Origin of the sequence: Parapedomonas caeni (assembly GCF_041060555.1) — a bacterium.
GTDB lineage: Bacteria > Pseudomonadota > Alphaproteobacteria > Sphingomonadales > Sphingomonadaceae > CAUJIW01.
Genome location: NZ_JBEUDS010000002.1, coordinates 56,929 through 75,958 on the forward strand (window position 1 = coordinate 56,929; position 19,030 = coordinate 75,958).

Below are 19,030 nucleotides of genomic sequence, written 5' to 3' on the forward strand. Positions count from 1 at the left end.
TCGCAATTCGGTTGGGCGACGACCTGCATTCGGCTTATCTGGTGTGGATTGTTCAGATGAGAGTCGCACGGGAGGAGATTACCATGCTGCACGCCCCTCGTTTCGTCATCGCCGCAGTGCTCGTCCTGTCTGCCCCCGCCGCTGTTGTCGCGGGCACGGCCGAGCACCATCACGCCGAGGCCGCTCGGGCATCGGCGCTGCTGCACGATGCCGCCGGCAATCTTGTCGGCATGCTGACCTTGCACGGGGCGACGGACGGGCATCTGATGGTGAGGGGCGACCTGAGCGGACTGACGCCGGGTGAACATGGCTTCCACATTCACGAGAAAGGTGTTTGCGAAGCGCCGTTCACGTCAGCCGGCGGTCACTTCAACCCTGCCGGCAGACAGCACGGTCGCGACAACCCGCAGGGTCGTCACGCCGGTGACCTGTCCAACATCGCGGTTGGCCCGGATGGCACGGCGAAGGTCCACCAGATGCTGCAGGGCGTGAGCATTGCCGGCGAGGGCGGGCTGCCGGCCGTGCTCGACGCCGATGGCGCGGCGTTCATCGTGCATGCCGATCCGGATGACAACAGGTCTGATCCCGCCGGCAATGCCGGGCCGCGGGTGGCCTGCGGGGTCATCACCCCGCGCTGAGCCGCGTTGCCCGATCAGGCTTCCGGCGCGGCCAGGTCCGGCACGTCGGACGACGGCATCGCCAGAACCTCGCTGACGGCGGCCAGCAGAGCCTGCGCACTCATTGGCTTCTTGAGGAACCGGCGGATGCCGAGCCGCCGCGCGCTTTCGGCATCAATGGAGTCGCTGTAGCCCGTGGCCAGAATGATCGGTAGCCGGGGGCGGATCGCCAGCATCGCCCGGGCCAGGTCCGCGCCCGACATTTCCGGCATGGTCTGATCGGTCAGCACTAGATCGACCGTGTCGGCGGCGATGTCGAAGGTCGCCAGTGCATCGCGGGCGTTGCTGAAGACCACCACCTGATAGCCGCTGCCCTCCAGCAACTCCCGGAGGAAATTGGCGAGCGATCCCTTGTCCTCGACGATCCAGATCACCTGGCGGGTCTTGTCGGCCATCGAGAGGGAACCAGCAGCCGGGTTGTGGGCGCTTGGCGGCGGCGGCGACGCCGCCGCAGGGGCGTCCGCAGTCGCGGGCACGGCGGGCAGCAGCACGCTGAAGCACGCGCCGCCGGTGCGGCGGTTGCGTACCGATATATGACCACCGACATTGCGGACGATGCCCTGTACCACGGACAGGCCGAGGCCTGAGCCCTTGCCGACGCCTTTGGTGGTGAAGAAGGGGTCGAAGATGCGCGGCAACATCTCCTCATCGATGCCGTGACCGGTGTCCTTGACCAGCAGCTCGATGCGCTCAGGCTCTGGTGGCAGTTCGGTGGGCAGGCCATCCAGTTCGGGCGGCTGATAACGACGCGCCTCGATGATGATGCAGCCGTGTTCGCCAATGGCGTCTCGGGCATTGATGAGGAGGTTCATCAGAACCTGCTGAAGGTCGACGATATCGATCGCCACCGGGGGTAGACCGGGCTGCACCCGAGATTCCAGCGAGATGCCGGAGGGCATGGTCGGGTGCAGCATGGCGATGGTCTGGCGGATTGCCGGTTCGACGGCGAGCGGCGTGGCGATGGGGCGCACCTGGGTGCGGCTGTAGGCCAGCAGTTTCGCCACCAGGTCGCGCGCGCGTTCGCTGGCATTGCCAATCTCGCGCAGATAATGCGCCAGTTTCGATGATTTGTCGGGGACCATCCGCTCAAGCGCCAGATCGGCATAGCCCATGATGGTCGCCAGGATGTTGTTGAAGTCGTGCGCGATGCCGCCGGTCAACTGGCCCAGCGCTTCCATTTTCTGGGACTGCTGCAACTGCTGCTGCAATTGCAACCGTTCGACTTCCGCCTCGCGCAGGGCGGTGATGTCGGCAATGGCGGTGAGGCCCAGAATCGGCCGGCCTTTGTCGTCGCGCAACAACGTGGAGGTTATGAAGCCCCACACCAGTTTGCCGTCCTTGCGCCGATAGCGTTTCTCCAGCGTGAGTTCGGGTACCTCACCCCTGAGCAGCCTGTCATACATCGCGAGGTTGGAGGGGCGGTCCTCCTCGAAGGTGAATTCGCCGAACCAGCGGCCAAGCAACTCCTCTGGCCGATAGCCGAGGAAGGTGCAGAAGCGGCGGTTGACCTGGAGTATCCGTCCCGACACTGGTTCGACCTGGGTCATGCCGACGGCGGTAAGATCAAATATCTGCTGGAAGCGGCTGTTGGCCTTGGCGAGGTTCTCGCGCTCACGTTGCAGCTCGACATAGGGCGCGCGCAGGCTGAGCACGAACTCCGCACGATACAGGATGAGGTAGGCGACCACCTTGTAGCCATGACCCATCAGGTTGAAGACGTCGTTGGTCACCCGGTACTGGGTGAACAGCGCCTCGCCGAGTGCAGAGATGGCCGCGGCGGCGAACATCAGCATGTTCTCGCCTGGTTGCCGGCGATGCGCGCGCCACAGGAAGGCGAGTGCCGCGATGGTGAACAGCGCGGTGATCAGTATTTCCGCGCGGATCTTGAAGTCGGTGAGCCCTGTGCCGGGCATGTAGGTATCCGGCAGCGTCTCCGGCGCGAACAGGACGAGGCCAAAAATGGCGCCCGCGACTGACAGATAAAAGCCCAGCAGGCCGACGCGCAGCCAGGGCGTTCGCAGCGGGCCGTAGGGCAGAAAGGCGACCAGTGCCAGTGTCGCCGCGATGAAGAGGCGTGCGGGCAGCCAGAAGGCAATGCCTTTCTCGGCGCCGGCGGGCGTCACCAGATCCGGCATGCCGGGGAAGGACATGGCATGGCCAAGGTCCAACACCGCGGCGCCCAGCATGGCGCAGGCGACCATGACCATGCGGCCGGGCTGCTGGGTCGAGAGCTGGTGATAGTTCACGCCGAACACCAGCACGCCGATGACGATGGCGCAGATCTCCATCATCAGGTGCAGCATGGCGTAGCTGGACCGATCAATGAAGTGGTCGGGCAGTGGCAGGACGAACGCGGCGACGGTCATCACGGCCATGACGGCCACCAGGCCCAGCAGGCCGCGGGATGCGGAGTCCGACCACAGCGGGCTCGATTCGCGCATGGGCTGCTCGGCGGGAATCACCAGATGAATGCTCTGGTTGATGCGGTTGTCCCGGTTTTGATCATGTATGCCTGCCCTGAGCATTCGCCCGGCACGCGCCGTCATGGCTGCCGGACCTCTTCTTTAGCGTTGTCTAACATGACAGGGTGAGGGCCATCAATGCATGGCGCTTGCCGGTCGCGTTCCTGCTGCGAACAGCCTGGTTGGGAACAGCGACGCCCCGGCGCCGACTGCGGCGCGCGGGGCGTCATGGCTGCGGGCTCCGCCGCTCGTCTGCTACGAACCGCCGGGGTCATGACTGAGCGGCGCGATCCTGGTCGGAACCAGTCGCGCGCCGCCGGCAATCAGGCCGCCTTCTTGAGGTGGCGGCGACCCAGCAGTTCGGCGATCTGCACGGCGTTTAGCGCCGCGCCCTTGCGCAGGTTGTCGGACACGCACCACAGCGCCAGGCCGTTGTCGACCGTCGGGTCCTTGCGGATGCGGCTGACGAAGGTGGCGAAGTCGCCGACGCACTCGATCGGCGTGGTGTAGCCGCCGGCCTCGCGCTTATCGACCACCATCACGCCCGGCGCCTCGCGCAGGGCGGCGCGCGCCTGGGCGTCGGTGATCGGCCGTTCGAACTCGATGTTGATGGCTTCCGAGTGGCCGACGAACACCGGCACGCGCACGCAGGTGGCGGTCACCTTGATGTCGGGATCGAGGATCTTGTTGGTCTCGGCCGCCATCTTCCACTCTTCCTTGGTGTAACCGTCCTCCAGGAAGGTATCGATGTGCGGGATGACGTTGAAGGCGATCTGCTTGGAGAACTTGCGCGCCTCCCGCTGGTCGCCGACGAAGATCGCCCGGGTCTGCTCGAACAGCTCGTCCATGCCGTCCTTGCCGGCGCCCGACACCGACTGGTAGGTCGAGACGACGACGCGCTTGATGCCGGCCAGATCGTGCAGCGGCTTCAGCGCCACCACCATCTGCGCGGTCGAGCAGTTGGGGTTGGCGATGATGTTCTTCTTCTTGTAGCCGTCGATGGCGTCCGGGTTCACTTCCGGCACGATCAGCGGCACATCCGGGTCCATGCGGAAGTAAGAGGCGTTGTCGATGACGACGCAGCCCTGGGCGGCGATCTTCGGGCCCCACACCTTCGACACCTCGGAGCCGGCCGACATCAGGCAGATGTCCCAGCCGGTGAAGTCGAAGTGTTCGAGGTTCTTGCACTTCAGCGTCTTGCCGCTTTCGCCCAGCTCCACCTCGTTGCCCACCGAGCGCGACGAGGCGAGCGCCGCGATCTCATCGGCGGGGAACTGGCGCTCGGCCAGGATGTTGAGCATTTCGCGGCCCACGTTGCCGGTGGCGCCGACCACAGCGACACGATAACCCATGTTGGTCTCTCCAGAACTTCGAGTGCGGGGGCATATGATCCCCCGTTGCGTATTTGACAAGATTTCTTTTTGATCCTTGCGTTAAAACGCAAGATTATTTCAATTTATCCAGCGTGGCGATGATGGCGTCGCCCATGCCGGCGGTGCCGACCCGCGTGCAGCCTTCCGCGAACACGTCGCCGGTGCGGATGCCGGCGTCCAGCGTCGCCGAGACCGCCCGTTCCAGCAGGTCGGCGTCGTCACCGCGGTTGAAGCTGAAGCGCAGGCACATGGCCAGGCTGAGGATGGTGGCGCACGGATTGGCCAGGCCCTGGCCGGCGATGTCCGGCGCGCTGCCGTGGATCGGCTCGTACAGCGCCGCCTGTTTGCCGGTGGCGGGGTCCTTGGCGCCGAGCGACGCCGACGGCAGCATGCCGAGCGAGCCGGTCAGCATCGCCGCCTCGTCCGACAGCAGGTCGCCGAACAGGTTATCGGTGAGGATGACATCGAACTGCTTGGGGTTCTTCACCAGCTGCATGGCGCAGTTGTCGGCGAGCATGTGGTCGAGCTGGATGGCGGCATATTCCGCCGCGTGCAGCGCGCTCACTTCCTCCTTCCACAGCAGGCCGGACTCCATGACGTTGGATTTCTCCGCCGAGGTCACCTTGCCGCGCCGCTTGGCGGCCAGCTCGAAGGCGACCCGTGCCACGCGATGGATCTCGCTGGTGGTGTAGACCTGGGTGTTGACGCCGCGACGCTCGCCGTTGGCCAGGGTCTCGATGCCGCGCGGGGTGCCGAAATAGACGCCGCCGGTCAGTTCGCGCACGAACAGCAGGTCGAGGCCCTCGACGAACTGGCGCTTCAGCGACGAGGCATCCGCCAGCGCCGGGAAGCAGATCGCCGGGCGCAGGTTGGCGAACAGCTCCAGCTCCTTGCGCAGGCCGAGCAGGCCGGCCTCGGGGCGCTTGTCATAGCTCTGGCCGACCCACTTCGGGCCGCCCACCGCGCCCATCAGCACGGCGTCGGCGGCGCGGGCCCTGGCCAGCGCCGCGTCGGTCAGCGGCACGCCATGGGCGTCGATGGAGGCGCCGCCCAGCAGGTCCTCCGAGGTGGTGACGTCGAGGCCGCGGTTGGCCTGGAACCAGGCCAGCACCTTCTTGGCTTCGGCCACCACTTCAGGACCGATGCCGTCGCCGGGGAGAAGGAGGAGGGAGAAGGTCATGTGGGACATCCTGTCTGTCTTGGTGTGTGTGCCCGGCCGTCATGACCGGCGGCAGGCGCATGGAGGCCCGGAGCCGGTCCGGGCCTGGCGCCGGAAGAGTGTGTCGGGCTTCAGCCCTGGCGCTCGATGCCGGCCTTGCCCGACAGCCAGGGTTTGGTCGCCTTCTGCGTCGCCTCGTAGGCGGCGATGTTGTCGCCCATCTGCAAGGTGATGCCGATCTCATCGAGCCCGTTCATCAGGCAGTGCTTGCGGAACGGGTCGATCTCGAAGCTGAAGCGGTCCTGGAACGGCGTCGTCACCACCTGGTTTTCCAGGTCGATGGTGATTTCAGCCTCCGTTGCCACCTCCAGCAGCCGGTCGACGGCGTCCTGCGGCAGCACCACCGCCAGCAGGCCGTTCTTGAAGGCGTTGCCGGAGAAGATGTCGGAATAGGACGGCGCGATGATCGCCTTGACGCCGAGGTCGGCGAGCGCCCAGGCGGCATGCTCACGGCTGGAGCCGCAGCCGAAGTTGTCGCCGGCGATCAGGATCGGCGCGCCCTTGTACTGCGGCTGGTTGAAAATGGCTTCCGGGTTCTCCGAGCCATCGGCGTTGAAGCGGATGGTCTTGAAGGCGCCACGGCCCAGCCCCGAGCGCGAGATCGACTTCAGATACTCGGCCGGGATGATGACGTCGGTGTCGACATTGCGCTGCCCGAACGGGATGGCGGTGCCGGTGAGGGTCTTGAAAGCGTCCATGGTCTGTCTCCTCAGCCGATCAGCTGGCGCACGTCGGTCAGACGGCCGGTGACGGCCGCGGCCGCCGCCATCGCCGGCGACACCAGGTGGGTGCGCGCGCCGGGGCCCTGACGGCCGACGAAGTTGCGGTTGCTGGTGGAGGCGCAGCGTTCGCCCGAGGGCACCTTGTCCGGGTTCATGCCGAGGCAGGCCGAACAGCCCGGCTCGCGCCACTCGAAGCCGGCCTCGATGAAGATGCGGTCCAGCCCCTCGTCCTCGGCCATCAGCTTGACCAGGCCCGAGCCCGGTACCACCAGCGCCTGGCGGATGTTGCTGGCGAGCTTGCGGCCCTTCAGCACGGCGGCGGCCGCGCGCAGATCCTCGATGCGGCTGTTGGTGCACGAGCCGATGAAGATGTCCTGCACCTCCACGTCCTCCAGCCGCTGACCCGGCGTCAGGCCCATATAGGCTAGCGCCTTTTCCACCGCCGCCTGCTTCGACGGTTCGGCGAAGTCGGCCGGCGACGGCACGACGCCGGTGATCGGCGCCACGTCCTCAGGGCTGGTGCCCCAGGTGACCAGCGGCGCGATCTTGGTGGCGTCGATGAACACCGAGCGGGCGTAAGTGGCGCCGGGGTCGGAGGGCAGGGTGCGCCAGTAGGCGGCCGCCATCTCCCACTCCGCGCCCTTGGGCGCGCGCGGGCGGCCCATGAAATAGGCCAGCGTCTTGTCGTCGGGGGCGACCAGGCCGGAGCGGGCGCCGCCCTCGATCGCCATGTTGCACACCGTCATCCGGCCCTCGATGCTCATGTCGCGCATGGTCGAGCCGGTATATTCGATGACGAAGCCGGTGCCGCCGGCGGCACCGATCTCGCCGATGATGGCCAGTGCCACGTCCTTGGGCGCGACGGAGAAGCCGAGGCTGCCCTCCACCCGCACTTCCATCGGCTTCGACTGCTTGAGCAACAGCGTCTGGGTGGCGAACACATGCTCGACTTCCGAGGTGCCGATGCCGAACGCCAGCGCGCCAAAGGCGCCGTGGGTGGCGGTGTGGCTGTCGCCGCACACCACGGTGGTGCCCGGCAGGGTGAAACCCTGTTCCGGGCCGACGACGTGGACGATGCCCTGTTCCGGCGCGGTCATCTCGATGTGCTCGACACCGAACGCGGCGCAGTTGGCCTTGAGCGTCGCCACCTGGGTCGCTGACTCCGGGTCGTCGATCGGCAGCAGCTTGCCGTCCTTGATCCGGGTGGTGGTCGGCACGTTGTGATCCGGCACCGCCAGCGTCATGTCCGGCCGGCGCAGCTTGCGACCCGTGGCGCGAAGCCCCTCGAACGCCTGCGGGGTGGTGACCTCGTGGATGATGTGGCGGTCGATGTAGATCAGACAGGTGCCGTCGTCGCGGCGCTCGACCACATGGTCGTCCCAGATCTTTTCATACAGGGTACGCGGGTTGCTCATGGTCAGTCCTCGGCTGGTGTTCCGTCCCCGCCGGACGATGGCGGGGCGTCAGTACAGGCTTGGCGCGCGGGTCGCGCCGGGTCCGGTGGTCGGTGCCCGTCCGTCGAGCGGGCGGGGCGGGGGGCGATGACAGGCGGGCATGAAAAAACCGCGCCGGCGGAGAGGTCCACCGGCGCGGCTTTTGTATCCAGCCTGGGTCCGCTGAAGCGGGCTCAGCCCTCGCCGCCGCCGGTGTTCTCGCGAAGCTCCGCGATACGGGCGGATTTACCCGAACGGCTGCGAAGGTAGTAAAGTTTCGCGCGACGCACGTCGCCGCGGCGCACGACGTCGATCGACTCGACCGTCGGGCCGTACAGCGGGAAGACGCGCTCGACGCCCTCGCCGAAGGAAATCTTGCGGACGGTGAAGTTGGAGCCGATGCCCTTGTTCGAACGCGCGATGCACACGCCTTCGTAAAACTGGGTACGGCTACGCTCGCCTTCCTTCACCTTCACACCCACGCGCAGCGTGTCGCCAGCGCGGAATTCCGGAATCTTCTTCGCCTCGGTCAGCTTGGCGATCTGCTCTTGTTCGAGCTGCTGAATCAGGTTCATTGGTCCTGTCCTTCTCTTTTCATCTGCTGCTCGCCAGAGGGCGACCGTCCGGTGACCGGGTTCAGCCCTGACCGCGCGGCCAGAAAGCGTTCCCACAGGTCCGGCCGCCATAGCCGGGTTCTCTCCTCGGCCTGAGCCTGACGCCAGGCCGAGATTCGCGCATGATTTCCGGAGAGCAGCACCTCCGGGATCGTGCGCCCCTGCCACTCGCGTGGCCGGGTGTAGTGGGGGTACTCAAGCAAGCCCCCCTCGAAACTCTCGCTGTCGCCGCTGACGTCGCTGCCCATCACACCAGGCAGCAGGCGCACGCAGGCGTCCAGCACGACCATCGCCGCCAGTTCGCCGCCGGAGAGAACCACGTCTCCCACGGAGACCTGCTCGATCCGCGTGTCCCCTGGGAACACATGCTCGAACAGGCGTTCGTCGAACCCCTCGAACCGGCCGCACAGCAAAACAACGCCGTCCCCTTGAGCGAGTGCCCTGACCCGTTGCTGGGTCAATGGCCGTCCCCGAGGGGTCAGCGCGATCACTGGCGTGCCCGGTTGCTGGGCGATCGCCTCCTCGACGGCTCGCCCCACCACATCGGCGCGCAGGACCATGCCTGGGCCGCCACCGGCGGGGGTGTCATCGACGGAGCGGTGCTTATCCATTGCAAAGGCGCGAATGTCCAGCGTTTTTAGCGCCCATGTGCCGCCCTGCAGCGCTTGCCCCGCCAGGCTCATACCCAGCGGTCCCGGGAACATGTCCGGGAACAGGGTCAGCACGGTCGCCTGCCAGTTCACGCGCCCTCGCTGAGGAAATCCGGCTCCACCGTCAGGCGGCGGCCGGCGACGTCGACATCCGGTACCGCGAACGGGCGGAAGGGGACCAGCACGATCCTGCCGTCCGTCCGTTCGATTTCCAGAATGTCGCCGGCGCCATAGTTGGTCACCGCCACCACCTGGCCAGCCGGCTGGCCGTCGGGGGTCGTCACCGCCAGCCCGATCAGGTCGGCGTGATAGACCTCGCCGTCGTCCAGCGCCGGCAGGGCGGTGCGGGGCACCGCCAGTTCCAGGCCGCGCAGGGCTTCCGCCTGGGTGCGGTCGGTCACCTCGGCGAAGCGGACGATGACCCCGTTGGGCTGCACCCGCACGCCCTTGAGCGTCATCGGGCGCCCGCCCAGCCGGACCTCGCGGAACCGCTTCAGGCTGGCCGGGTCGTCGGTGAAGGGCTTGAGGCGGACCTCGCCCTGCAGCCCTTGCGGGCTGGTGACGACGCCCAGCGCGATCAGCCGGTCATTCGAGGCAGGCGTGTCCGCCGGCCCCGATGCCGAAGGCATGTCCGTCCGCCCGGACTGAGGCGTCGTGCGGACGGACATGCGCGCTTACTCGGCGGCGGCTTCAGCCGGGGCTTCCGCCGCGGCCTGGGCGGCTTCAGCGGCTTCGGCGGCCTTCTGGGCCTTTTCCTCGGCGCGCTCGCGGGCCTTCTGACCCGGCACACCCTTCTTCGGGTTGTTGCGGGCCGGACGGCTGACAATGCCGGCGGCGTCGAGGAAGCGCAGCACGCGGTCGGTCGGCTGGGCGCCCTTGGCCAGCCATTCCTTGATCTTCTCGACGTCGAGCTTCACGCGCTCCGGCGAGTCCTTGGCGACCAGCGGGTTGTAGGTGCCCACCTTCTCGATGAAGTTGCCGTCGCGCGGGGCGCGCGAGTTGGCGACGACGATGCGGTAGTAGGGCCGCTTCTTGGCGCCGCCACGGGCCAGACGAATGGATACGGACATGATGTTTCCTTTCTCTCGTGTCTTCTGTCTTCGTTTTCGACCGGACTATTTCGCGTCGCTCATTGCCGCCGGTCGAGGTCTTCGTTTTCGACCGGACAATCTCGCGTCACGCATTGTCGCCGGTCGAGGTCTTCGTTTTCGACCGGACTATTTCGCGTCGCTCATTGCCGCCGGTCGAGGTCTTCGTTTTCGACCGGGCAATCTCGCGTCGCTCATTGCCGCCGGTCGAGGTCTTCGTTTTCGACCGGACAATCTCGCGTCACGCATTGTCGCCGGTCGAGGTCTTCGTTTTCGACCGGGCAATCTCGCGTCACGCATTGTCGCCGGTCTGGGTCGTCATTTCTTGCCGAACTTGTCCCAGCCGGGGGGCAGCTTCGGCATGCCGCCACCCAGGCCCGGCATGCCGCCGGGCAGGCCGCCACCGGGAAGCCCACCGCCGGGCAGACCGCCCAGCATGCCGCCCAAGCCGCCACCCTTGCCGAGCATCGCGCCCAGCGCGCCGAGGCCGCCCATCTTTTTCAGCTTCTTCATGGCGGTGGCCATGTCCTGATGCATCTTGATGAGCTTGTTGACCTCCTGCACCGTGGTGCCGGAGCCGTTGGCGATGCGGATCTTGCGCTTGGCGTTGAGGATTTCCGGCTTGGTCCGTTCTTTCGGCGTCATCGACAGGATGATCGCCTCCAGCCGCGCCAGCGCCCGGTCGTCGACGCCGGCGGCATCGACCTGCTTCTGCATCTTGCCGAGCCCTGGCAGCAGGCCCATCACGCCCTTCAGGCCGCCGATGCGCTTCATCTGGCTGAACTGCATGCGCAGGTCGTCCATGTCGAACTTGCCGGCCGCCATCTTCTTGGCCAGCTTCTCGACCTCGTCGGCCTCGACCGCCTCGACCGCCTTCTCGACCAGGCTGACGACGTCGCCCATGCCGAGAATGCGGCCGGCGACCCGGCCGGCGTGGAATTCCTCCAGTGCGTCCAGCTTCTCGCCGACACCGACGAACTTGATCGGCTGGCCGGTGACGGCCCGCATCGACAAGGCGGCGCCGCCCCGGCCGTCGCCGTCCATGCGGGTCAGCACGACGCCGGTCAGCCCCACCTGGTCGGAGAACTGCCTGGCGACGTTGACGGCGTCCTGGCCGGTCAGGCTGTCGACCACCAGCAGGGCTTCCGCCGGCTGGGCCTCGGCCTTCACGGCGGCCAGCTCCGCCATCAGGCCAGCGTCGATGTGCAGGCGGCCGGCGGTGTCGAGCATCAGCACGTCGAAGCCTTGCAGGCGGGCGGCCTGCAGGGCGCGCTTGGCGATGTCCACCGGCATCTGGCCGGCGATGATCGGCAGGGTGGCGACCTGGGCCTGCTCGCCCAGCACCCGCAGCTGTTCCTGTGCCGCCGGGCGCTGCACGTCGAGCGAGGCCATCAGCACCTTCTTGCGCTCGCGGGTCTGCAAGCGCCGGGCGATCTTGGCGGTCGAGGTGGTCTTACCCGAGCCCTGCAGGCCGATCATCATGATGACCGCCGGCGGCGCCACCGCGAGATCAAGCTGGCCGGCAGTGTCGGCCTCGCCACCCAGCATGTCGACCAGGGCGTCGTGGACGATCTTGACCACCATCTGGCCCGGCGTCACCGACTTGATGACGTCCTGGCCGATCGCCTGGGCCGAGACCCTGGCGATGAAGTCCTTGACCACGGGGAGGGCGACGTCGGCCTCAAGCAGCGCCACGCGCACCTCGCGCATGGCCTCCGCCACGTCCGTCTCGCTCAACGCGCCACGGCGCTTGAGCTTGTCGAACACGGAGCCTAAGCGCTCGCTCAAGGACTCAAACATTGGTCGTCCGCCTAACCTTGCCGCGACAAAAACACGTATGGCACCGGTGGGCGAAACCTCGCTGACCGGTGGGCATCCGTGGACGCAATCAAATCTCGCGCTTCTGTGGAAGCCTGGGCGCTATAAGCGGACAGGCCGCGAGAGTCAAATGCGACGGAATGCGGCCGGCCGGCGCGTATGTATGATTCAGAACAAGGCGGTTGCCGCGGTCGCTGGCCATGCTTGCGGCCGAACCGTCCCCGGTCCTCGCCCTTCGACCCCCCGTCGCGGGGCCGCCGCTCCAGGAGTTTGTCACCATGACCATGATGTCCAAGGTTCGTACGGTCGCGCTGTCGCTGGGCTGCGCCTCGTTGGCGCTGGCGAGCGTCACCCCGGCGCTGGCGGCTCAGCCCGACCGGCATAAGCCGCAGAGCGGGCCACAGGGTGGACCGCAGGGGCGGCATGGCGATGGTGGCCGGCCCGCTGGTGGCCACTCGGATGGCGGGCGGCCGGATGGGGGTCCCAATGGCAGCCGCGATTACCGGCCGATCTATCGCGGGCCGGCCTATACGGTGCCAGCCGGGCGTGTGCGCCACTATCACGACGTCACCGTTATCCGGCCCCACGGCCACTGGTATTACGGCTATGGCCACTATTACAGCGACGATTCAGCGCTGGCCTGGCTCGCCTTCACCGCCATCACCCTGGTGCTGCTCGACCAGCTCAGCGAATCCCAGCAGCGCGCCCATGAGGACGCGCAGATCCGCGCCACCACGGCACCGGTGAAGGAGACGATCACCTGGGCCGATGGCGATGCCTCGGGTTCGGTGACGACGACGCGCGAGGGCCGCAGCAGCACGGGGCGCTACTGCCGCGAGTTCCGCCAGACCATCACCATCGCCGGCAAGCAGGAAGCCGCCTATGGCACCGCCTGCCAGCAGCCGGACGGCACGTGGGAGATTGTATCGACTGAAAACTGATCCCGCGCCGGTAGGTTGCATCGTTCCCTATGGTTAAAAAACCTGAGGCTGCGTCTTTACCGTATCGTGACTCTTGGGGCATATGACGACCCTGCTATGAGGTCGTGACCCCCCGAAGTCGCCGTCAGAGCGGCTGGCGGGGGCGGAGATTGCCGTTGGTTGCAAGGTGGTTGCGTCTGTCGATCCGAGCGCGATTGACTACGGTCATCGCGTTGATTCTCGTTGTCGGCTTCGTCACCACCAACCTGATCAGCTTCCGCACCTCGACCGAGGCCATCAAGTCCACGCTGCTGAAGAACGAGCTGCCGCTCACCAGCAGCAACATCTATTCGGAAATCCAGGCGGACCTGCTGCGGCCGATCCTGGTGTCGTCCCTGATGGCCAACGACACCTTTCTCAAGGACTGGCTGCTGGGTGGCGAGCGCGATGTCAGCCGGATCACCCGCTACCTTGAGCACATCCATCGCGAATATGGGGTGTTCACCAGTTTCCTGATTTCCGACAAGACCCTGTCTTATTATCACTTTTCCGGCAGATCGCGGCATGTGAAGCCTGATGACCCGGTCGACGCCTGGTTTTTCCGCGCCCGCGCGATGGAGGTTCCCTACGAGGTCAACGTCGATGTCAATCAGGAGCAGGACAAGCAGATCACCATTTTCATCAACTACCGGGTGCTCGACTATCAGGGCCGCTTCATCGGCCTGACCGGCGTTGGTCTCAACCTGAAATCGGTGGCGCGTATCATCTCGCGCTATCACGACACTTATGACCGTAACATCTATTTCGTCGATGATGCCGGCAAGGTGGTGGTGCGCTCGAACAACGCGGGTGTCCGTGAGGACAACATCCTCACCGCGCCCGGCATTTCCACTATCGCCGCCGATCTGCTGGAGCGGGAGGAAGGCTATTTCGAGTATGAACGTGATGGCGAAACCATGCTCATCACCACCCGCCACATCCCCGATCTCGGCTGGCATGTCATTGTCGAACAGAGCGAGGCGCATGCGCTGCGCGGTCTGTGGCGCGGCCTGTTCACCAACATGGCGGTCGGCTTCGTCATCATCTGCCTGACCATCGTCGTCATCTACTACGCCGTCAGCCTGTATCAGCGGCGGCTGGAGGACATGGCGGTGACCGACAAGCTCACCGGCATCGGCAACCGGCAGATGTTCGAACTGGAGCTGGATCAGGCGGTGCGGCTGCGACGCCGGCTGGGCCAGACCTTCTCGGTGGTGCTGTTCGACATCGACCACTTCAAGCAGATCAACGACAGTTTCGGCCACCTGAAGGGCGACGAGGTGATCCGCAAGGTGGCCGATGCCGCCGGCCGGGTGATCCGCCGATCGAGCGCCATCTGTCGCTGGGGTGGCGAGGAGTTCATCGTGCTGCTTCACGGCTGTGCGCTCAAGGACGCCCTGGAGGTCGCTGAGCGCATGCGGGCCACCGTGGCGGCGGAGCCACTGTTCACGCCCGACGATGCCACCCGCGTGACGATCAGTCTCGGCGTTGCCGAAGTGGTGGGCGATGAGACCGGTGAGCACGTACTGGCCCACGCCGACCATGCCCTGTATGTGGCCAAGCAGGCCGGTCGCAACCGCGTGGTGGCGCACGGGGCCTGAAAGGCGAGGACACCTTGCGACCCTGCGACAACACGGGCTCTGGTGTGGGCGGCGCTGAGGGCGCACATCAATCGCCGCCGAATGACCGGCGCCCGGGAGACGGACCATGACGGACAATCAGGCGCTGATGGCGCACGCCGAGCGGGTGCGCCGGGCCGAGGCAGAGGTCGCCATCGCGATGGGGGTGACGGAGGCCTTCATCGACAGGCTGGTGGAGAGCTTCTACGCCCGCATCCGCGACGACGCGCTGCTGGCGCCGATCTTCGGCCGGGTGATCAACGACTGGGAGCCGCATCTGGCCAAGATGAAGGATTTCTGGTCCGGCGTTGCCCTGCGCACCGGCCGCTATCATGGCCGGCCGATGCCGGCGCATGTGGCGATCGGCGGGCTGACGCCGGCGCATTTCGAGCACTGGCTGGCGCTGTTTCACGCCACCTTGCAGGATATTTCGCCCAATCCGGCGGTGACCGACTATTTCATCGACCGCGCCCAGCGCATCGCCCAGAGCCTGGCCATGGGGGTGGAGCTGCACCAGGCGCGTCAGCGGGACTTCGCCTCCGTCGCGTGACCGCCTGTTCCCCTGATGGCGCGGCGTCAGCGGAACGGCGGCTCGTCGAAGCTGCGCAGCTTGCGGGAGTGCAGGCTGGCGACTTCGCCGCGCAGCAGGTCGAGCGCCTTCAGTCCGATCATCAGATGTTCGCCGATGGCGCGTTCGTAGAAGGCATTGGCGGCGCCCGGCAGCTTGATCTCGCCGTGCAGCGGCTTGTCGGAGACGCACAGCAGCGTGCCATAGGGCACCCGCAGCCGGTAGCCCTGGGCGGCGATGGTGCCGCTTTCCATGTCGATGGCGATGGCGCGCGACAGGTTGATCAGCCGGCGTTCCTGGCTCCAGCGCAGTTCCCAGTTGCGGTCGTCGTCGGTCACCACCGTGCCGGTGCGCAGGCGGGTCTTGAGTTCGGTGCCGCGATCGCCGGTCACCTGGGCGGCGGCCTCCTGCAACGCCACCTGGATTTCCGCCAGCGCCGGGATCGGCACCGCCGGCGGCAGGGCGTCGTCGAGGATATGGTCCTGGCGCAGATAGGCGTGCGCCAGCACATAGTCGCCGATGCGCTGGCTGGCGCGCAGGCCGCCGCAATGGCCGACCATCAGCCAGCAGTGCGGCCGCAGCACCGCCAGATGGTCGGTGATGGTCTTGGCGTTGGACGGGCCGACACCGATGTTGACCAGGGTGACGCCCTGATCGTCGGCGGTGAGCAGATGATAGGCCGGCATCTGGTGGCGCCGCCAGGGTGCGGCGGCGACTCGCTCGAAGGCGTTGTCCGGCACGCAGCCGCGCTCGATGCGCACGCCGCCGGCCGCCACCAGCGCCACATAGGGGCTGTCGGCGACCAGCTGGCCGATCGCCCAGTGGATGAACTCGTCGACATAACGGTGGTAGTTGGTGAACAGGATCCACGGCTGCACCGCCCGCCAGTCGGTGCCGGTGTAGTGGACCAGCCGCTTGAGCGAATAGTCCACCCGCACGGCATCGAACAGCGCCAGCGGTCGCGGCGCGTCCGGGCCGCCGCCCATCGCCGGCTCCCACAGACCGTCGGCGATTTCGTCGCCGACCTGGGTCAGGTCGGGGGTGGGGAAGTGCTGGGCCAGTTCCGAGGGCGGAATGTCGCCCACCCCCAGTTCGTCCTGGCCTTCCAGCACATAGGGGTAGGGGATGGCCTGCCGGCCCGGCGCCACCGCCAGCGTGACGCCGTAGTCGGCCACCAGGGCTTCGAGCTGCTCGGAGAGATAGGCGCGGAAGCGCGCCGGCTGGGTGACGGTGGTGGCATAGACGCCGGGGGTCTGCACCTTGGCGAAGGCGCGATGGCTGGGCGGCGGCACGCCTTCCGGCCGGTAGGTCAGCCGCAGTTCGGGGTAACGGAACCGCGCGCGTTCACCGGGCGTCGGCGGCTCGCGCGTTTCGACGTAGCGGCCCAGTACGGCCCGTAGAGCCTCGACGGCATCGTCGTGCAGGGCCTCCAGCTGGTCCAGCACGGTGTTGACGGCGTCACGGATGGCGGCGGGCGTCTCTGACATGGCGAATGCTACCGGGGCGGGCACGCTCGTGGCAAGAGGGGGGAGTGTCGGGGGCTGTCAGGGCAGGCCGAGCCCGCCGAGGAAGGCGTCGACATCGCGGGTGTAGGCGGAGTCGGCGCCCAGCGTGCCGTTGATGTCGCCGTGGCTGAGTGCGACTGGCAGCACCCGGGCGCTGGCGCCGCGTGCGGTCATCGCCTGTGTGAACCGCCGCGCCTGGGCGCAGGAATCCGCCCGCTTCGACGAACACACCAGCAGCATCGGCGCCGGCTTGCCCGAGAGTTGATGATAGGGCGAGGCGGCGCGCCAGAAAGCTGGATCAGTGCCGAAGGCGGTGTCGTAGAGCTTGAAGTGGCGCTGCTCCATGATCGCCACCACGTCGAAGGCGGCGCTGTCCAGCGCCACGGTGCCGAGCCACGGCCGGGCGCCCGCCTTGGCGGCATAGCCGGGGTCGGCGCTGACCAGCGACACCAGGTGGGCGCCGGCGGAATGGCCCATCAGCACCATCCGGGCCGGGTCGCCGCCCCAGCCGGGGGCGGCCTGCTGGACCTGCGCCACGGCCCGGGCCACCGCGTCCGCCTGGGCCAACGGGTCGGCCTGCGGCAGCATCGGGTAGTTGATCGACACCAGAACATAGCCCTTGGGCGGCCAGTGATTCACCTTGTTGGTGACGACTCGGCTCATCGCCTTGTCGCCGTGTGCCCAGCCACCACCATGAACCATAAACAGGATGGGGGCGTTGCGCGGCGCTGGCGGCAGATAGACGTCGTAGGTCTCCGCGGCATCCTCACCGTAATGCTGGTTGGCGAGCACGCGGCTGCCCGTAGGCAGGCTGGCGGGGTCGATCTTTCGCGCCGCCTCGCCGCCGGGCGCCATTCGGGCGGCCAGCCGGTCGCGTAGCGGGCCGGCTGTTGCGGGCGGGGTGATGGCGGGTGGGATGACGGCGGTCAGGGCGAGGGTGGCTAGCAGGCTGGCGCGGGCGAGATGGCGAGCAATCGTCACGGGAGCCTCCGGTGAAAGGGTGGTCAATAGTCGCCCAAGTCTCCTGACGGGTTGATGAACGGTGTTGGCTTGCCGGCAAGAAAATCGCGATGATGCTCCAGCGCCCAGCGCACCGAGGGGAAGGCCAGCGCGTCCCACGGGATGTCCGCCCAGTCGAACAGCCGCACCTCCAGGCTTTCCGCGCCCGGCGCGATGTCGGGGGAGGCCAGTTCCGCCCGATGGATGATCTGCACCTGCGAAATGCGCGGGATGGAATAGACCGCCAGCACGCCGGTGATGCGGATGTCGGCGCAGGCTTCTTCGCGGGCCTCGCGCCGGGCGCCTTCCTCCGCGGTCTCGTGCAGTTCCATGAAGCCGGCGGGCAGCGTCCAGTAGCCGTGGCGCGGTTCGATGGCGCGCCGGCACAGCAGGATGCGCGGGCCCTGGGTGACCACGGCACCCACCACCACCTTGGGGTTTTCATAGTCGATGAAACCACAGGAGTCGCAGACGCGGCGCTCAAGGCTGTCGCCGTCGGGGACGCGGCGGGTGAAGCGGTGGTGCTCGGGCAGGGAGGTGTTCATGAGCGGAATGGTAGCGGCGCCACCGGCGGAGGCAAGGTCCGCCCGTTCGTTCGGCCTGACGCGGAAACGGCTGCCGGTCGGGTGACCGGCAGCCGCGCTGGACGCCTGCGCCAGCCCGACGGGCCGGCTGGCGGGAGCTTACGCCGAGGCCAGGTTGGCGTTGGCGAAGTCCCAGTTGACCAGATGGTCGAGGTAGGCCTGCACGAAATCCGGCCGGCGGTTCTGGTAGTCGAGGTAGTAGGCATGTTCCCACACGTCGACGGTCAGCAGCGCGGTCTGGCCATGCACCAGCGGCAGGTCGGCATTGCCGGTCTTGGTGACCTTCAGCTTGCCGTTCTCCAGCACCAGCCAGGCCCAGCCCGAGCCGAACTGGGTGGTGGCGGCGGCCTTGAACTGCTCGACGAAGGCATCATAGCCGCCGAGGTCGGCGTCGATCTTGGCGGCGATGGCGCCGGTCGGCTTGCCGCCGCCACCCGGCTTCATGCTGTTCCAGAAGAAGGTGTGGTTCCACACCTGCGCGGCGTTGTTGAACACGCCGGCCATCGCCGGATCCTTGGCGGCTTCCTTGATCACCGTTTCGAGATCGGCCTCGGCCAGTGGCTTGCCGGCCAGCAGGTTGTTGAGGTTCACCACATAGGCGTTGTGGTGCTTGGCATGGTGGAAGCTGAAGGTGTTGGCCGACATGTGCGGCTCAAGCGCCGTCGGCGCGTAGGGCAGTTCAGGCAGGGTGAATGCCATGGGTGAAACCTCCTCGTTTGACTGTCCCCCGCTAGATAGCG

Annotated in this window: 18 protein-coding genes; 4 read left to right on the forward strand and 14 right to left on the reverse strand. The window is 67.0% G+C overall.

Features of this window, described 5'->3' with window-relative positions:
* Nucleotides 1–11 precede the first annotated feature (11 nt).
* Nucleotides 12–638: a superoxide dismutase family protein gene (locus ABU113_RS01920; RefSeq protein WP_454557785.1), complete on the forward strand. Its 627-nt coding sequence runs from the start codon at nt 12–14 to the stop codon at nt 636–638.
* A 14-nt stretch (nt 639–652) separates the two neighbouring features.
* On the opposite strand, the gene ABU113_RS01925 is transcribed toward ABU113_RS01920, so the two are convergent.
* From ABU113_RS01925 to ffh, 10 genes are all read right to left on the reverse strand, one after another.
* A complete protein-coding gene (locus tag ABU113_RS01925; RefSeq protein WP_454557786.1) occupies nt 653–3,202 on the reverse strand; it encodes an MASE3 domain-containing protein in 2,550 nt (849 codons plus the stop codon).
* Nucleotides 3,203–3,462: 260 nt separating this feature from the next.
* Complete coding sequence (locus ABU113_RS01930) at nt 3,463–4,491, reverse strand: aspartate-semialdehyde dehydrogenase (protein ID WP_454557787.1); 1,029 nt, start codon at nt 4,489–4,491, stop codon at nt 3,463–3,465.
* A gap of 94 nt (nt 4,492–4,585) precedes the next feature.
* Entirely contained in the window at nt 4,586–5,692 is a 1,107-nt protein-coding gene (leuB, locus tag ABU113_RS01935; RefSeq protein WP_454557788.1) for a 3-isopropylmalate dehydrogenase, read from the reverse strand.
* A 110-nt stretch (nt 5,693–5,802) separates the two neighbouring features.
* Nucleotides 5,803–6,429, reverse strand: coding sequence for a 3-isopropylmalate dehydratase small subunit (gene leuD, locus ABU113_RS01940; RefSeq protein WP_454557789.1), 627 nt, complete (start codon nt 6,427–6,429; stop codon nt 5,803–5,805).
* 11 nt (nt 6,430–6,440) lie between these two features.
* Entirely contained in the window at nt 6,441–7,868 is a 1,428-nt protein-coding gene (gene leuC / locus ABU113_RS01945; protein ID WP_454557790.1) for a 3-isopropylmalate dehydratase large subunit, read from the reverse strand.
* A gap of 212 nt (nt 7,869–8,080) precedes the next feature.
* Nucleotides 8,081–8,461, reverse strand: a complete 381-nt coding sequence (rplS, locus tag ABU113_RS01950; protein ID WP_454557791.1) for a 50S ribosomal protein L19 — start codon at nt 8,459–8,461, stop codon at nt 8,081–8,083.
* Nucleotides 8,458–9,243, reverse strand: a complete 786-nt coding sequence (gene trmD, locus ABU113_RS01955; protein WP_454557792.1) for a tRNA (guanosine(37)-N1)-methyltransferase TrmD — start codon at nt 9,241–9,243, stop codon at nt 8,458–8,460. Before trmD ends, rplS begins: the two co-directional genes overlap by 4 nt.
* Nucleotides 9,240–9,779: a ribosome maturation factor RimM gene (gene rimM / locus ABU113_RS01960; RefSeq protein WP_454557793.1), complete on the reverse strand. Its 540-nt coding sequence runs from the start codon at nt 9,777–9,779 to the stop codon at nt 9,240–9,242. The genes trmD and rimM overlap by 4 nt, the downstream gene beginning before the upstream one ends.
* Before the next feature lie 45 nt (nt 9,780–9,824).
* Nucleotides 9,825–10,220 carry a 30S ribosomal protein S16 gene (rpsP, locus tag ABU113_RS01965; RefSeq protein WP_454557794.1) on the reverse strand — a complete coding sequence of 132 codons (396 nt, stop codon included), beginning with the start codon at nt 10,218–10,220 and terminating at the stop codon, nt 9,825–9,827.
* A gap of 336 nt (nt 10,221–10,556) precedes the next feature.
* On the reverse strand, nt 10,557–12,038 hold the full coding sequence (gene ffh, locus ABU113_RS01970) for a signal recognition particle protein (protein WP_454557795.1): 1,482 nt from the start codon (nt 12,036–12,038) through the stop codon (nt 10,557–10,559).
* 296 nt (nt 12,039–12,334) lie between these two features.
* Between ffh and ABU113_RS01975 the strand changes: the two genes are divergently transcribed.
* The 3 genes from ABU113_RS01975 (at nt 12,335) to ABU113_RS01985 (ending at nt 15,184) form a co-directional block, all read left to right on the forward strand.
* The gene (locus ABU113_RS01975) at nt 12,335–12,997 is read left to right on the forward strand and encodes an RT0821/Lpp0805 family surface protein (RefSeq protein ID WP_454557796.1); all 663 of its coding nucleotides are present in this window, start codon (nt 12,335–12,337) and stop codon (nt 12,995–12,997) included.
* 194 nt (nt 12,998–13,191) lie between these two features.
* On the forward strand, nt 13,192–14,616 hold the full coding sequence (locus ABU113_RS01980; RefSeq protein ID WP_454557797.1) for a sensor domain-containing diguanylate cyclase: 1,425 nt from the start codon (nt 13,192–13,194) through the stop codon (nt 14,614–14,616).
* Between the two features lie 106 nt (nt 14,617–14,722).
* Entirely contained in the window at nt 14,723–15,184 is a 462-nt protein-coding gene (locus tag ABU113_RS01985; protein WP_454557798.1) for a group III truncated hemoglobin, read from the forward strand.
* 26 nt (nt 15,185–15,210) lie between these two features.
* Here the strand turns inward: ABU113_RS01985 and ABU113_RS01990 are convergent, their stop codons facing one another.
* From ABU113_RS01990 to ABU113_RS02005, 4 genes are all read right to left on the reverse strand, one after another.
* On the reverse strand, nt 15,211–16,689 hold the full coding sequence (locus ABU113_RS01990; RefSeq protein ID WP_454557799.1) for an AMP nucleosidase: 1,479 nt from the start codon (nt 16,687–16,689) through the stop codon (nt 15,211–15,213).
* Nucleotides 16,690–16,746: 57 nt separating this feature from the next.
* Nucleotides 16,747–17,688: an alpha/beta hydrolase gene (locus tag ABU113_RS01995; RefSeq protein ID WP_454557800.1), complete on the reverse strand. Its 942-nt coding sequence runs from the start codon at nt 17,686–17,688 to the stop codon at nt 16,747–16,749.
* 23 nt (nt 17,689–17,711) lie between these two features.
* Complete coding sequence (locus ABU113_RS02000) at nt 17,712–18,251, reverse strand: NUDIX domain-containing protein (RefSeq protein ID WP_454557801.1); 540 nt, start codon at nt 18,249–18,251, stop codon at nt 17,712–17,714.
* A 138-nt stretch (nt 18,252–18,389) separates the two neighbouring features.
* Entirely contained in the window at nt 18,390–18,989 is a 600-nt protein-coding gene (locus tag ABU113_RS02005) for a superoxide dismutase (RefSeq protein WP_454557802.1), read from the reverse strand.
* Nucleotides 18,990–19,030 lie beyond the last annotated feature (41 nt).